This is a genomic window from Nocardioides sp. GCM10027114, assembly GCF_042659625.1.
Classification (GTDB): domain Bacteria; phylum Actinomycetota; class Actinomycetes; order Propionibacteriales; family Nocardioidaceae; genus Nocardioides.
In genome coordinates, this window is sequence record NZ_JBHSSS010000024.1 from 164,963 (window position 1) to 178,138 (window position 13,176).

12 protein-coding genes are annotated in these 13,176 nt (G+C 72.6%); 2 read left to right on the top strand and 10 right to left on the bottom strand.

Annotation, left to right across the window (positions count from 1 at the left end):
* Positions 1-76: 76 nt before the first annotated feature.
* From ACFP2E_RS13095 to ACFP2E_RS13110, 4 genes are all read right to left on the bottom strand, one after another.
* Positions 77-1,270 carry an acyl-CoA dehydrogenase family protein gene (locus ACFP2E_RS13095; protein ID WP_378523602.1) on the bottom strand — a complete coding sequence of 398 codons (1,194 nt, stop codon included), beginning with the start codon at positions 1,268-1,270 and terminating at the stop codon, positions 77-79.
* An 81-nt stretch (positions 1,271-1,351) separates the two neighbouring features.
* Positions 1,352-2,584, bottom strand: coding sequence for a hypothetical protein (locus tag ACFP2E_RS13100; protein ID WP_378523603.1), 1,233 nt, complete (start codon positions 2,582-2,584; stop codon positions 1,352-1,354).
* Positions 2,585-2,622: 38 nt separating this feature from the next.
* Entirely contained in the window at positions 2,623-3,798 is a 1,176-nt protein-coding gene (locus ACFP2E_RS13105) for a hypothetical protein (RefSeq protein ID WP_378523604.1), read from the bottom strand.
* Positions 3,799-3,896: 98 nt separating this feature from the next.
* Complete coding sequence (locus ACFP2E_RS13110) at positions 3,897-5,249, bottom strand: endonuclease/exonuclease/phosphatase family protein (protein WP_378523605.1); 1,353 nt, start codon at positions 5,247-5,249, stop codon at positions 3,897-3,899.
* A 239-nt stretch (positions 5,250-5,488) separates the two neighbouring features.
* Between ACFP2E_RS13110 and ACFP2E_RS13115 the strand changes: the two genes are divergently transcribed.
* A complete protein-coding gene (locus ACFP2E_RS13115) occupies positions 5,489-6,034 on the top strand; it encodes a hypothetical protein (RefSeq protein ID WP_378523606.1) in 546 nt (181 codons plus the stop codon).
* Here the strand turns inward: ACFP2E_RS13115 and ACFP2E_RS13120 are convergent.
* Positions 6,009-7,112 (bottom strand): endonuclease/exonuclease/phosphatase family protein, encoded by a 1,104-nt coding sequence (locus ACFP2E_RS13120; RefSeq protein ID WP_378523607.1) that lies wholly within the window; start codon positions 7,110-7,112, stop codon positions 6,009-6,011. The two genes, ACFP2E_RS13115 and ACFP2E_RS13120, sit on opposite strands and share 26 nt — an antisense overlap.
* Positions 7,113-7,249: 137 nt before the next feature.
* On the opposite strand from ACFP2E_RS13120, the gene ACFP2E_RS13125 reads away from it, so the two are divergent.
* Positions 7,250-8,338, top strand: coding sequence for a glycosyltransferase family 2 protein (locus ACFP2E_RS13125; RefSeq protein ID WP_378523608.1), 1,089 nt, complete (start codon positions 7,250-7,252; stop codon positions 8,336-8,338).
* Positions 8,339-8,369: 31 nt separating this feature from the next.
* Here the strand turns inward: ACFP2E_RS13125 and ACFP2E_RS13130 are convergent, their stop codons facing one another.
* The 5 genes from ACFP2E_RS13130 to ACFP2E_RS13150 all read right to left on the bottom strand — a co-directional run bounded on the left by ACFP2E_RS13130 (position 8,370) and on the right by ACFP2E_RS13150 (position 13,111).
* Positions 8,370-9,473: a hypothetical protein gene (locus tag ACFP2E_RS13130; RefSeq protein ID WP_378523609.1), complete on the bottom strand. Its 1,104-nt coding sequence runs from the start codon at positions 9,471-9,473 to the stop codon at positions 8,370-8,372.
* The gene (locus ACFP2E_RS13135; protein ID WP_378523610.1) at positions 9,473-9,691 is read right to left on the bottom strand and encodes a DUF6752 domain-containing protein; all 219 of its coding nucleotides are present in this window, start codon (positions 9,689-9,691) and stop codon (positions 9,473-9,475) included. The genes ACFP2E_RS13130 and ACFP2E_RS13135 overlap by 1 nt, the downstream gene beginning before the upstream one ends.
* A complete protein-coding gene (locus tag ACFP2E_RS13140) occupies positions 9,682-11,250 on the bottom strand; it encodes a class I SAM-dependent methyltransferase (protein WP_378523611.1) in 1,569 nt (522 codons plus the stop codon). The genes ACFP2E_RS13135 and ACFP2E_RS13140 overlap by 10 nt, the downstream gene beginning before the upstream one ends.
* A 3-nt stretch (positions 11,251-11,253) precedes the next feature.
* Positions 11,254-12,588, bottom strand: a complete 1,335-nt coding sequence (locus ACFP2E_RS13145; RefSeq protein WP_378523612.1) for a phospholipase D-like domain-containing protein — start codon at positions 12,586-12,588, stop codon at positions 11,254-11,256.
* Positions 12,589-12,697: 109 nt separating this feature from the next.
* The gene (locus tag ACFP2E_RS13150) at positions 12,698-13,111 is read right to left on the bottom strand and encodes a hypothetical protein (RefSeq protein WP_378523613.1); all 414 of its coding nucleotides are present in this window, start codon (positions 13,109-13,111) and stop codon (positions 12,698-12,700) included.
* Positions 13,112-13,176 lie beyond the last annotated feature (65 nt).

The following is a 13,176-nucleotide window of genomic DNA, read 5'->3' on the forward strand; positions in this document are numbered from 1 at the left end:
CCAATCGTAGGGAGCGCACGCGCCCGGTCCGGCATCAGCACCGGCACCACCGCCGGCACCACCACCGAAGCAGCGGTCAGCGGGCGGCGTAGTCCTCCAGCAGCCGGCGGCCGATGATCATCTTCTGGATGTCGGAGGTGCCCTCGCCGATGAGCATGAACGCGGCCTCGCGGTAGAGCCGCTCGATCTCGTACTCCTTGGAGTAGCCGTAGCCGCCATGGATCCGGAACGAGTCCTGCACGACCTCGTTGCAGTACTCCGAGGCGAGCATCTTGGCCATGCCGGCCTCGACGTCGCTGCGAGCTCCGGCGTCCTTGAGCCGCGCGGCCCGGACCATCATCGCGTGGGCCGTCTCGACCTTGGTCGCCATCTCCGCGAGTCGGAAGAGGATGGCCTGGTGCTGCGCGATCGGCTTGCCGAAGGTCTCGCGCTGCTGGGAGTAGGCGATGCCGAGCTCGAACGCCCGGTTGGCGATGCCGCAGGCACGCGCCGCGACGTTGACGCGGCCGACCTCGACGCCGTCCATCATCTGGTAGAAGCCCTTGCCGGGCTCGCCACCCAGCACCTGGTCGGCCGAGATGCGGTGGCCCTCGAACACCATCTCGGTGGTGTCGATGCCCTTGTAGCCCATCTTGTCGATCTTGCCGGGCACGGTGACGCCCTGCGCCACCTCGCCGAAGCCCGGCTCCTTCTCGACGAGGAAGGTGGTCATGTTCTTGTAGACCGACTCGGCACCTTCATCGGTCTTCGTCAGCACCGCGACCAGGGTGGACGAGCCGCCGTTGGTCAGCCACATCTTCTGGCCGGTGATCTCGTAGCCGTCGTCGGTCCGCTTGGCCTTCGTCGTGATGGCCGAGACGTCCGAGCCCAGGCCGGGCTCCGACATCGAGAAGGCGCCCCGCACCTCGCCGGTGGCCATCCGCGGGAGGTACTTGCGCTTCTGCTCCTCGGTGCCGTGCTGCATCAGCATGTACGCCACGATGAAGTGGGTGTTGATGACACCGGACACGCTCATCCAGCCGCGCGCGATCTCCTCCACGCACAGCGCGTAGGTCAGCAGCGACTCGCCGAGGCCGTCGTACTCCTCGGGGATCATGAGACCGAAGATGCCGAGCTCCTTGAGGCCCTCGACGATCTCCGTGGGGTACTCGTCCGCGTGCTCCAGCTCGGTGGCGACGGGGAGGATCTTCTCCTCCACGAACGTGCGCACGGCCTTGAGGATCTCGGTCTGGTCCTCGGTGAGGCCCTCGGTCTGGCACAAACGGCCCATGGGTACGGCTCCCTTCGCTGCAGGTCGCTCGCAGCCTACCGACGGGTAGGTCACCCCGGCAGGGGCTGTGAGACTTCGCACTCAGCGACGGCCGAGCAACGACCGGGCCCACTGGCGACGGCTGGTGGCCTCCTCGAGCCGGCCCGTGAGGGCGGCGACCTCGTCGATGAGCCGGTCGCGCTCGGCGGTGACCCGGCTGACCTCGGCCTGCAGGTCGCGGTTGCGCAGCAGCATCTCTGCCACGACCTCGGGCAGCCCGGCCAGCATCTCGGCGTCGGTTGCGTCGTCGGGGTGCCGGGCGTCGCCGGCGGGCTCGGGCATCAGGTCCTCGAGGTCGCCGTGCACCTGGTAGCCACCCTCGCGGATGACGTCGATCCACGCGGCCGAGACCCGGGCGAGGGGATCGACCACCGACGTGGGTGCCTGCGGCTTTCCGGAGCGGGTCCGGCTCAGCAGCGTCTGGGCGAACCAGCGCTTGGCCACCCGGGAGTACCACGGCTGCTCCAGACGGCCGTCGAGCGCGTCGACCACGCGGCGCAGGAAGGCGATCTGTGCGGTGCCGAGCGACTCGTTGCGCTGCGGCGCCTCCGCGAGGTCGACCGCCTCGGGGTCGAGGCCGATGGCCTCGGCGAAGCGGCGCCACAGCAGGTCCGGCGCTGCGCCGCTGCGCGGGCAGGCGACGACGTGCATCCGCTCGGGCGGGACCATGAGCCCCCACCTCTCGAGGATCCGCAGCAGGTTCTGCGGCGGCCAGAAGTCGCCCGGGTCGCGCGGGTCGTCGGGCAGCCGCGCGAGCAGCTCGTCGGTGAACTCGGCGAAGGAGCGCGAGCTGCCGTTCTTCACCTGCTCCTGCCACCCCGCGGTGACGGTGCGGCCGAGGTCGCGGGCGGTGACGACGAGGTGCACCTCGAAGTCCTCGAGGAGGGCGGCCATGGTCTCGACCTGGTCGTCGTCGGCGGCGCCGAAGATCTCGTGGCTGATGACCACCGTGCCGCCGAGGCGGCGCCCGCGCCGGAGCAGGTGGGCGAAGGTGCCGCTGATGTCGTCGGGGTCCAGTCCCCAGCGCGCCGGCGACCCGGCCATCTCGACCGCGGCGTGGAACATGCCCTCCTGCCGGACGAACGGGTAGACGAAGCCCGCCTCCTTGAGCGCGGACCGGTTGCCGCCGAGCACGGCCTGGAGGTACGTCGAGCCGCTCTTGGGCAGCCCGATGTGGAAGTAGAGCCGCTGCGGCTCGCTGGGGGCCTCTGGGGTGGCGGGTCCCTCGGGGACGGGGTCCGGCGACGGGGACGTCGGCTCAGCCGGGGCGGTCACGCGTCTCTCCTTCGGCGCGGCGACGTGGCGGGCACAGTCTAGGACTCGGGGGCCTCGGCCCCACGCGCCGGACGTCGGCGCACCCGGTCCCACAGCCGGGCGGGCAGCCGGGTCTGGCCGGTCCCGTCGGCGTGGCCGTGACGACCCCGGCGACGCCGCTGGTCCTCGGCCCGCATCGTGAGGATCCGCACCAGCGCGGAGACCGCGGCCGCGGCGACCTCCGCCTCACCCGGCCTCGCCTCGTCGTCGGAGAAGGCCGACGGGAGGCAGCGCAGGTCCTCGAGCGTGCCCTCGACCCGGTAGCCCGCGGCGCCGAGCGTGGCCACCTGCTCGTCGGCCACCCGCTCGCACCACTCCCGGAACTCCGCCGGCACGCGGATCCGGCGCCCGTCCTGGGCCGAGAGCACCTGGGAGGAGAAGAAGCGCTTGCCGACGTCGCCGTAGACCTGGCGGCGCCGCAGCTCGTCGGGAAGCTCCTTGTTGACCCGGCGCAGCACCTCCGCCTGCACCCGGCCGAGGCTGGTGTTCGCCGGCCGCTCCTCCGGGACGAGCCCCTCCGGGTCGACGTCGAGAACCCGGCAGAAGCGCTCGAGCAGCAGCGTGGGTGCGCTGCCCGAGGGCGGGACGGTGACGACGTGGATGCGGTCGGCGGGCAGCAGCCCTGCCCACCGCGCGAGCACGGCCGGCGGATCGAGGTGGATCCACGGGTGGCTCGTCTCGCCGGCTTCCTGGCTGGCCTGGAGGCGCTGGAGGTAGCGCCGGTAGCCGTCGGTGCGCCCGGCCTTGAGCTCCTGCTGCCACGATGACGGCAGCTGGCGGCCGAGGTCGCGCACGGTCAGCACGACGTGGACCTCACGGTCGGCACAGGCCTCCAGCAGGCGGGCGATCTGGGCGGGTCGGGCCGCTGCGAGCGACTCCTGGCTGAGGAGGGCTCGGCTGCCCGGGGCGCGGTCCAGCTCGTCGCGGAACCGGTCGAGGGCCGTGGCGACGGACGCCGGGTCGCGCTGCTCGTCGTACCGCTCGCGGACGAGCAGCATCAGCTCGAACGTGTCGCGACGGTCCGCGGGGACGACGTCGAGGCCCTGCCCGGCTAGCCGGTCGAGGTTCGCACGCATCACGCCTTGGAGGTACGACGTCCCCGTCTTCTGCAGGCCGAGGTGGAGGAAGAGGCGGCGCTTGCCGGGCTCGTCGGTCGGCGGGGGCGTCTCGGGCATGGGGGTAGTCCTACGCCATCGCCGTTCCGGGCGGCAAACGGCGGTCCGCCCGGCTGGCCCGTGGGCCCGCGGTCAGCCCATACGGTCAGCCCATACGGTCAGCCCAGCGAGGCCAGCTTCTCCGCACCCTCGGCCATGCCGTGCTCGCCGGTGCGGAGCACGACCTCCGTCTGCCGCTCGACCAGTCCCTGGTCGAGCGGTCGGTCGACGTCGACCCGCACGGTGGCCGCGCCCTGCGCGTCGCGCACCACTCCGAGCGTGCGAGGGAGTGCGTTGTCCCGCCACGCCACGCGGCACTGGTCGATGCACTGGCGAACCCAGCTGTCGGGGTCGCCGATCTCGGCGAAGAACCGGCCGAGGCGCCGCTCCCGCGCGGTCAGCTCGACGCTGCGGGTGGTCAGCTGAACCTCCACCCCGCGGGCGGCGGCGCGACGAAGCTGCTTGTAGGCGGCCCGCACGTCGAGCTGCATGGTCGCGAGCTCGACCCGGCCGCCGGCCTCGGCGCTGCGCAGCTGCTCCACCACCGTGCTCAGCGCGAGGCGCTGGGCGGCGGTGTCACCGGCCGGGTCGTTGGCGATCCGCTGGGTGTCCGCCGGCGCGTCGACCTGCCACGAGAAGCCGGAGACCACGGCGTCGTGGTCGGAGTAGAGCTCGACCGGGCTGTGCTGGACCGCCCGCAGGATCTCGCTCCCGCGGCCGAAGACGTAGTCGATCGTGTACCCGCCGTGGTCGCCGGTCGGGAAGTAGGTGCCGAGGGAGTCGTACGTCGGCGCCATGAACGCGTTGTCGAACATGGTCCGCGGGTAGCGACCGCTCTTGTAGTGGACGTTGAAGTCGCCGCCCACCAGCACCGGACCCGCGGGGGCGAGCTGGTCGACCAGGCCGCGGAGCCGGCGCACCGAGCCCTTGAGCAGGTCGGGCATGTTCCGGTCGAGCGGCGCGATGTGGACCGCGACCACGGACATGCGGCGGCCGTCCGGGGACTCGAGCGTCACCCAGTTGGCGAAGCGCAGGCCGATCATGATGCTCCGGCCCGGCGGCTTCTCGCGGTAGTTCGAGATCCGGTAGGTGCCCTGGGCGACCGGGGCCCAGCGGTCCTCGCGCCACGCCACCGCCGTCGCGGCGGTGTAGCGGTTCTTCGTCTTGCGGTGGAGCCCGTACCCGGCGGGCGCGAGGATCTCGTCCTTGCGAAGCGGGACCTCGTTGTAGGTGACCACGTCCGGGCCCTGCGCGAGCACGGTGCGCACGTCGGACTGGAACTTCTCGACCGACAGGTCGGACTTGATGTTCGCCTGCACCATCGTGACATCGCTGGCAGGCTGTTCCTGGGCCGCCTGCGCGGCCGGCACGGCCCCCAGCGCCCCGAGCGCGAGCCCGGCGGCTGCGGCGAGGGACGTCAGGACGGTGGCGCGGCCCCGTCGGGTGGGCCGGGCGAGCCGGGTGGTCGACATCGGTGAGCTCCTGGGTACGGCGGAGGGCCGTTGACGACCCACGTCACAGGAATCACATCACCCCCACCAGTCACAGACAACCGGTTCCGGACAACTACAACGTTGTAGTTCTCCCCCGCTCCGATGCCTCTTGACGGAGGGCGCGCCGCGCCCTCTGCTGGGAGCAGCGGAAGGGGCATGGGATGCGGGTCCAGAGCCATCGCGGGCAGGGTCAACGAGCACGCGTCACGGTCGGCGCGGTGGCCGGCCTGGCGTGGTCCGGCGCGCTGCGCGGCTGGATGGGCCTCCTGGTGGGCCCCGAGTCCCGCCTCACCTGGCGCACGCCGGTGCTGGTGCTGCTCCCCGGTGCCGTCGTCGGCGGCCTGCTCGGCTGGGCGTCGGCGCTGACCGCGGCCGGCCGCCACCCACCCCCGGCACTGGTGCTCGCGCCGTGCGGGTTCGCCGTGGCGCTGCTCGACCCGAAGACCGCGAGGTCGCTCGTCACCGACGGCCAGGGCGGCGGCGCCCTGGTCGTCGTGGCCACCGCCCTGTCGGGTGGTCACGCCCTCGCCCACCGCGGCTGGACACGCCCGAGGATCGCCACGGCGACGCTCGCGACTCTCGGGGTGGCGACGCTGACCGCGATGGGCTCGATGGCGGGACCACTGACCAGCCGGAGGGGGCTCGGCACGGCGTTGCTCGGGGGCTCGCTGATGACGGCCCTGTGCGTCGCCGCGTCGCTGCCCTACGAGCGGCAGGGGCGGCACTCAGGGGGCCGGGTCAGCCGATCTGGGCGGTCGCGCTGATGAAGAAGTGGTTGCTGATCTTGCGGGTGACCGGCGTGGTGTCGCGCCAGTAGCCGCTCCACGCGGCGCCGCTGCCGACGACCCAGTCGACGGGGATCGGCTCGGGCGGGGGCTGGCAGCCGCTGCCGTAGCTGCCGCCGTTCGAGGCGGTGAGCCCGGCCGCGGGCACGACGTTGCAGTAGAAGGCCTCGCGGTCGTTCATGTCGCCCGTGACCAGCACCGGCAGCCCGGTCGCCCTGAGGTCGTTCACGACGTTGACGAGGGCGACCTGCCCGTTGCGGCGCTCGGTCGCGTAGCGGCCGTCGCCCGCGGACGGGTGGGTGTTGACGACGTAGAACTCGCGGCCCGTGAGGAGGTGGCGCAGCCGCACGATGGGCTGCGGCCGCGGCCGCCCCATGAAGGTGATGGTGAAGCGGCTGCCGCTGACCATCTCGAACATGCCGGGGTTCCAGAGGATGGAGTTGTCGGTCTCGGCGGCACCCCAGGCGAACCCGGGGTAGGCGGCCATGCCGGTGCGGTTCTGGAGGTCGCGGAGCTGGTCGTCCTGGAGCTCCTGCGTGCCGAGGATGTGGACGCCGTGCTTGCGCATCAGCTCCGCGGTCCCGGCCGTCCGCGCCGGCGCGTCCGGCCAGCCCGCCTTCGACCCGCCGGGGCGGGTGTGCTGGCTGCCCAGCACGTTGAACGAGCCGATCTTGAAGGTCATCGGCGCCGGAGGCGGCGGGGGCGCCTGCTTCTGCTGCTTCTGCTTCTTCTTCCGGGCCGCGGCCTGCTCCGCCTCGGCGCGCAGCTTCGCGGCCCGCGCCTTCGCCCGCTTCCGCATCTCGGTCGCGACGTCCGCATCCTCTCGCGCGAGCCGCTGGAGCGGGCCCGGCGTCGGCGGGTCGGAGGTGGCCACCGACTGCCCCGAGACCTGCTCGGCGACGGTGCCCGCGGACGGCGTCGTGTCGTCGATCAGCTGCGAGGCGACGGTCGTGACGACCACGACCAGCACCAGCCCGACGGCGAGGATCCCCAGCAGCACGTCGGGCGCGCGCCGCAGCAGCGGGCGGCGCGGGGCGCGGTGGTGGGGCTCGGACACCGCGGCAAGGTAACACGCAGTCCGCCGCCCGACCGATCTCGCGAGACGACCGTCACGGGCCCCGCGAGCGGCCCGGGGAGCCGGCCCCCACCCGGTCCGGCGGGGCGGTGCCGCGGGGGCTCGCTAGGGTGAGCCGCATGCTGTTCACGGCCACGACGGTCAAGGACTCCCCCGCGAACGTCGGCTTCTTCGTGGCCGCCAACCTCGCCTCCGGCGTCGACCACATGTTCGTGTTCCTCGACGCGCCGAAGGACCCCGGGCAGCAGGAGGTCGCCGAGATGCTCGACGCCGACCCGCGGGTGACCTGCATCCGGACCGGGCGCAAGGCGTGGTGGGGCGAGGACCGGCCGCAGAGCCTCAACGTGCGGCAGCGCATCAACGCCAACTGGGCGCGGTCCGCGCTCGAGCCGCTCGAGTGGGTCGACTGGCTCTTCCACGTCGACGGCGACGAGGTGGCGCTGCTCGACCGCGCCGCCCTGGACGCCGTGCCCGAGGACCGCGACGCCGTGTGGCTGGCGCCGCTCGAGGCGGTCAGCAGGTTCCGCCCGGAGGCCCGGCCCACGCAGTTCAAGCGACTGCTCGACGACGCCGACCTCAACCTGCTGCACGTGCTCGGCGCGATCGACGAGCCGACCAACCAGTCGTACTTCCACGGTCACGTCATGGGGAAGTCCGGCGTGCGGCCGCGCTCCGGCCTCGCCCTGACGCTCCACGACGCGATCAGCCCCGACGGCAAGCGGCAGGAGCGGCACCGCGACGACCGGCTGCGCCTGCTGCACTACGACGCCGTCTCCGGCGAGGAGTTCATCCGCAAGTGGACGGCGCTCGCGCAGGCCGGGCCCGCCCGCTACCGGGCGTCGCGACAGCCGATGGCCAAGGCCCTCAAGACGCTGGCCGGCAAGGACGTGCCGGAGCAGGTGCGCGAGAAGTACCTGCGCCGCATCTACGAGCTGACGACCCTCGACGACGTCGAGCTGCTCGACGAGCTCGGCCTCCTCGAGCGGGTCGACCCGGAGCGGCACGACACGGCCCCGCGTCCGATGACCGACGAGCAGGCGGCGGCGCTGGCCGCCCGGGTGGCGGAGCTGCGCGACGAGCCCAAGCGGGCCTTCTTCGTCGCCGACGCCGCCTCGGACCGGACCCGCGACGCCGAGGGACGCCGTACCGGGTCCCGCGGCTCGCGTCCCGCGGGCGCCCGTCTCAAGGGGCTCGTGCGCCGCGGCTGAGCCCGGCAGTCCTCGGCAGTCCCCGGCAGCCTCAGCGGCGCCGGAGCCGGCGCAGCGCGCTGCCCAGCCGGGCCCGGACGCGTCGGGCCCCGGTCTCGGCGGCGCCGCCCGGCGCTGCAGCCTGGCTCCGCAGCCGGCGCACGTCGCCCAGCATCGTCGCGACGAGGTCGACGGCGACGTCCGCGACCTCCGTGTCGGTGACCGAGGTGGTGGAGCGACGGGGCTCGAGCTCGGCGGGCACCCGCAGGTGCTCGAGCCGCCCGTTGACGTCGTACGGCGCGGACTGCAGGTGGGCGATCGTCGCCTCACCCCGCTCGCGGCAGTCCTCGACCTGGTCGGGCTCGGGCCAGAAGCGCTCGCCGCGCCGCGGCACCAGCCGCTCGTCGGCGAGGTAGCTCCGGATGTAGACGCCGCGGTCGAAGGCCTTGTTGAAGCCGCGCAGCGAGCCGTTGACGCGGCGCAGCGTCTCCGCCTCCGCGACGCCCATCGAGGTGTTCGGGAAGGACCCGCTGGTGTCGATGCCGGCGTGGTCGAAGCCGACGACGGAGGCGAACCGGTGCCAGACGTCCTCGCGGGGCGCGTCCGGGTCGAGCACCAGCACGTGGATCCGCTCCGGCGGCACCGCCCGCGACCACCGCTCCAGCACGAGCCGCAGGTCGAGCGTGCGCCAGTTCCAGATCGCGGTCGAGCGGCGCGAGACCGTCCGCGCGTAGTCGGGCATCGGCGTCGTCGCGCCGTTCTTCAGGCTCTCCTGCCAGGACGCCGTGAACAGGCCGAGCGGCTCGCGTGCGGTCACGACGAGATGGACGTCGTCGGTGGGGAGCTCCTCCACCATGCGGCGGGCCTGCGCGGCCGACGCCGCGGCGAAGAACTCGTGGCTGACGAGGCCGGTGCCGGACGACGTGGCGAGCTCGGCCCGGATCCGCTCCCACGCGGTGCGGTGCTGCTCCGGTGCCCGGTCCTGGGCGGGGTCCTCGCGGACCGTCCGGGAGGCCCACAGGTGGTCGCGACGCTCACTGCCCGGGACCACCACACCGCGCTCGCGGAGGAGGTCTCGGTTGGCCCAGAAGATCGTCTGGAGGTAGGAGGTCGCGGTCTTCGGCAGCCCGATGTGGACGAAGACGCGGTCGACCACTACAGGGACTTCCGGAACTGCTCGACGGCTTCCTGCACCGCCGCCTCGTCACGGGTCGCGACGGGCACCAGGAGCTCCTGGACGACGTCGACGAGCTCGGCCAGCCGGAGGTTGTGGCGTCGCATCTCGGCCATGTCGGCCTCGAGGTCCGCGACGCGCTGCTCCAGCCGGCGCACCGCGTCCGCACTCGCTCCCGGACGCAGGTCCCTCAGCTGCATGTCCACTCTCCCACCAGTCTCACCGTCGGCCGGTTGCGCTTCGGCAGCTCGCGCACGTCGACCCGGGACGCGCCCGCGCCCCTGAGCAGGGTAGTCATCGCGTCGACGTCCACCTCACCGACCATCCACTCGGGCGGCTCGACGGTGGCCGTGCCGTCGGGGTCGCCGACGTGGAAGTCGGCCAGGACGCGGCCACCGCCGCGCAGCGCCATGGAGCACAGCCGCGCGAAGGACTCGCGCCCGACCGACGACGTGGCGTCGAGGAGGTGCCGGGCGAGGACGACCCGCGGCCGGGGGCTGTGCGCCAGCCGGGTCCCCTCGGCCAGCACCGAGCGCAGCTCCGTGAGGTTGAGGGACCGGACCTCCAGGTCGAGGTCCTGCGCGGCGGCGCGGCGGCGGGCCGGCTCGAGCGCCCGGGGCACGTAGTCGTAGGCGGTCACCTTCAGCCCCTGCCCGGCGAGCCACAGGCTGTCGGCGCCCCGGCCGGCGCCGACGTCGAGCACCTCCGCGTCGAGCTGCTGCGCGAGCTCCGCCGCACGCCGGGCCACGAAGGACGGCTCCCGGAAGTCGGGGTCGGCCAGCGGGCGGGCCTGCCGCTCCCAGTGGCGCAGGCCGGGCTGGGTGCCGCGGAACCAGTCCTCGAGCGCACGCACGGTGCGCTCCGGGGTGGTGAACTTGAACGCCGGGTCGGGCACCCGCCAGCCGGGGCCGTACGTCGCCTCGAGGAGCTTCTCCGGACGCGCCGGCACCGGCATCGGCCGGCCCGACAGCTCCGCGGTGGTGAGCGGGTGGATCCAGTCGGGCTCGAACTCGGTGCCGATCTCGCCCATGAGGTAGAGCCGGCCGTGGTCGAGGAAGCCCCCGAACACGTCGAGACCGATCGTGGAGCCGCCCCGGACGACCGACACCTTAAAGGCGCCCCCGCTGTAGCGCGAGGTCTCCCAGCCCTGGGCGTTGAGGATCCGCTGGACAGCGAACGACTCGCGGGCGACGTCGACCGGGTGGGTGTGCCCGCTGACGTAGCCGAGGTCCGCGTCGGAGTCGTGCCCCAGCACGGCGCCCTCCCGCACGGCCCCGAGGAGGGTGCCGTAGGCGAGGAAGGGGTCGAGGCCGGTGCTCCGCAGCGCCTCGATGACGGCCTCGGTCGCGTCGAGCAGTGCCTCGATGTCCGCCTCGGACCGGCCCGCGAAGGTCGGCACGAGCTTGCCGGACTTGTCGATCCCCAGCTCGACCCCCTGGGCGTTGCGGACCTCGATCCGGCCGCCGCCCTCGCCGAGCGTGAGCTCCCGGTCGTAGAAGACCTGTCCCGTCACGGGGTCGCGCACCTCGACCCGGGCGCTGCCGTGCAGGTGCCGCTGGAGCGGTGCCGGCCACGCCACCCGCCGCGGCGCGGCGACGGCCCGGCCCAGCACCTGCCCGAGGACGGGCTCGGTGTCACGCCGGGTCCAGAACGTCCAGACCCGCCGGCCGTCCAGGCACACGTCGAGCGGCCGGTCGCCGACGGTGTGCAGGACGAGGCCGTCGTCGGTGACGCTGCGGACCCGGACGTAGTGGCGCACGGATCAGTCCAGCTCCACGTTGGCGAAGGGGTCGAACTCGCCGTTCGTGACCGAGGTGCCGTCCTCGTAGACCGCGTCGGGGCCGAGGCCGAACACCAGCTGGTCCTCGAGCGTCGTACGACGCGCGGTCGTGGTGGTCCCGGCCTTCGGCGTCCCGTTCTTGGGGAAGTTCTCGTACCAGTACTCGAGGTGGTCCTCGTAGCGCAGCACCCGCTTGCGTGAGCGGTAGATGCCGAGGTTCTCGTCGCTCACCTTCGCGAGGCCGGACCAGTTGGCCGACCCGTTGAGCACGGCGTACCCCCGCGGGTCGCCGTTGTAGTGGCCGACGATGGTCATCGCCTTGAGGTGGAAGTAGTTGTCGAACTGGCCGTCACCGTTGAAGTCCTGGACGAGGTGCTTCATGGGGACCGCGCCCCGCGGCCCGGACGGGTCGCGCAGCATCCGGCCGACGTCGATGCCCATGACGGTGTAGCCGATCCGGACCTGGCAGCCGTTCTGGTAGAGCGCACGCAGCTTCTTGCCGAGCGCCATGCCCCGCGCGTTGCGGATCACGTCGGGGGCGACGAGGATCCGCGTCTTGCCGGAACGGGTGTTCTGCGCGCCGTTGCAGCGCACGTTGCGGAGCATCTGCATGACGGGGTCACGCTTCTTGCCCAGCGGGAACATGATGAGCCGGAAGCCCTTGAAGAACTCGTCGGCGTACGGCCGCTTGGCCCGCTTGTCCCGCGCCGCCTCCTGGAAGATCCGCTGGCCGAACTCGTACACCTTGCGGTTGTTGGTGTGGGTGTACATGTCGTTCCACTGGTTGTTCGTGGAGGCCAGGGTGAAGTTCGCCGAGCCGTGCATCAGCACGCGCTTCGCCTTCCCGGCCTCCGAGAACATGAAGAGCTTGGTGTGGGCGGAGCCGCTGCCGCCACGGCAGGTCTTCTCGCACACGCGCGCCCAGCTCCGACGGTCCTTCGGGCGACCGTCGTTGCCCTTCCGCAGCCCGTTGCGCAGCTTGCGGAACGGCGGGTTGTCGACGTTGACGGTATTGCCGTCGTCCATCAGCAGGCGCACCCGCACGCCGCGCTTCTGCGCACGCAGCAGGGCGTCCTTGCCCTCGGAGGTCATGAAGTTCCACGAGAAGATGTCGATCTCGCTGCCCTTGGGCGAGGAGTTGATCGACCGCATGATCGTGCGGAAGATCGCGCGCCGCTGGTCCTTGGAGCCGAGCGGGTTGTTGAACGTCGGACCGACGCGGGGCGTGTAGTTGTCCGGGGTCGCCGAGGCGGGTGCGCTCACCGGCACCATCAGGCCGGCGGTGGCGAGCACCAGGGCGAGCGCTCTGACGAACATGGTGGATCCCCTCGTCACGTTGGTCGTGGCTGGTTTGTGATGCTTGCGGTGGGAGTGCTGACCGCCGGTGACCGGCACGCGGACGCGCGGTTCAGCCGGGCGGAGCGGGTCAGGCGCGGCAGCTCCTGACGGCGGCGCGGTAGTCGCGGTCGTCGTCGAGGGCACCGGACGCCTCTCGCACGGCGCCCCCGAGGACGCCGTAGAAGCGGTCGGCGTAGCGGACCATGCGCTGGCCGGACGAGCAGTCGAGCAGGTCCCGCTCGACGAAGCTGCCCTCGTCGTCCGCGCACCCCTTGTAGGAGCGCGGGATCCGGTTGCCTGCCTGCCACACCTCGGCGCACGCGGGGGTGCCCGCCGGCGCCGTCGCCTCCCCCGTGGAGCCGGTCTCGGCCGGCTCGGAGGCTGCAGGGGACGTGGGGTCGGCCGCGGTCTCGTCGGCCTGCTCACCACACCCCGTCAGCGCCAGACCCGCGACGAGCACGCACGTCGACGCACGCCGACGCCACCCACCAGTCCGAGTCATGGCCGGAAGTATACGTGGGTCGACGCCTGTGACTGGTGGTGACGGGTGAGGTGCGCTCCACGGGG

What these genes read in the sequence shown, in the direction of transcription:
- ACFP2E_RS13095 (WP_378523602.1), bottom strand. Translation starts at nt 1,270, where the DNA reads ATGGGCCGTTTGTGCCAGACCGAGGGCCTCACCGAGGACCAGACCGAG.
- ACFP2E_RS13105 (WP_378523604.1), bottom strand. Translation starts at nt 3,798, where the DNA reads ATGCCCGAGACGCCCCCGCCGACCGACGAGCCCGGCAAGCGCCGCCTC.
- ACFP2E_RS13110 (WP_378523605.1), bottom strand. Translation starts at nt 5,249, where the DNA reads ATGTCGACCACCCGGCTCGCCCGGCCCACCCGACGGGGCCGCGCCACC.
- ACFP2E_RS13125 (WP_378523608.1), top strand. Translation starts at nt 7,250, where the DNA reads ATGCTGTTCACGGCCACGACGGTCAAGGACTCCCCCGCGAACGTCGGC.
- ACFP2E_RS13135 (WP_378523610.1), bottom strand. Translation starts at nt 9,691, where the DNA reads ATGCAGCTGAGGGACCTGCGTCCGGGAGCGAGTGCGGACGCGGTGCGC.
- ACFP2E_RS13145 (WP_378523612.1), bottom strand. Translation starts at nt 12,588, where the DNA reads ATGTTCGTCAGAGCGCTCGCCCTGGTGCTCGCCACCGCCGGCCTGATG.
- ACFP2E_RS13150 (WP_378523613.1), bottom strand. Translation starts at nt 13,111, where the DNA reads ATGACTCGGACTGGTGGGTGGCGTCGGCGTGCGTCGACGTGCGTGCTC.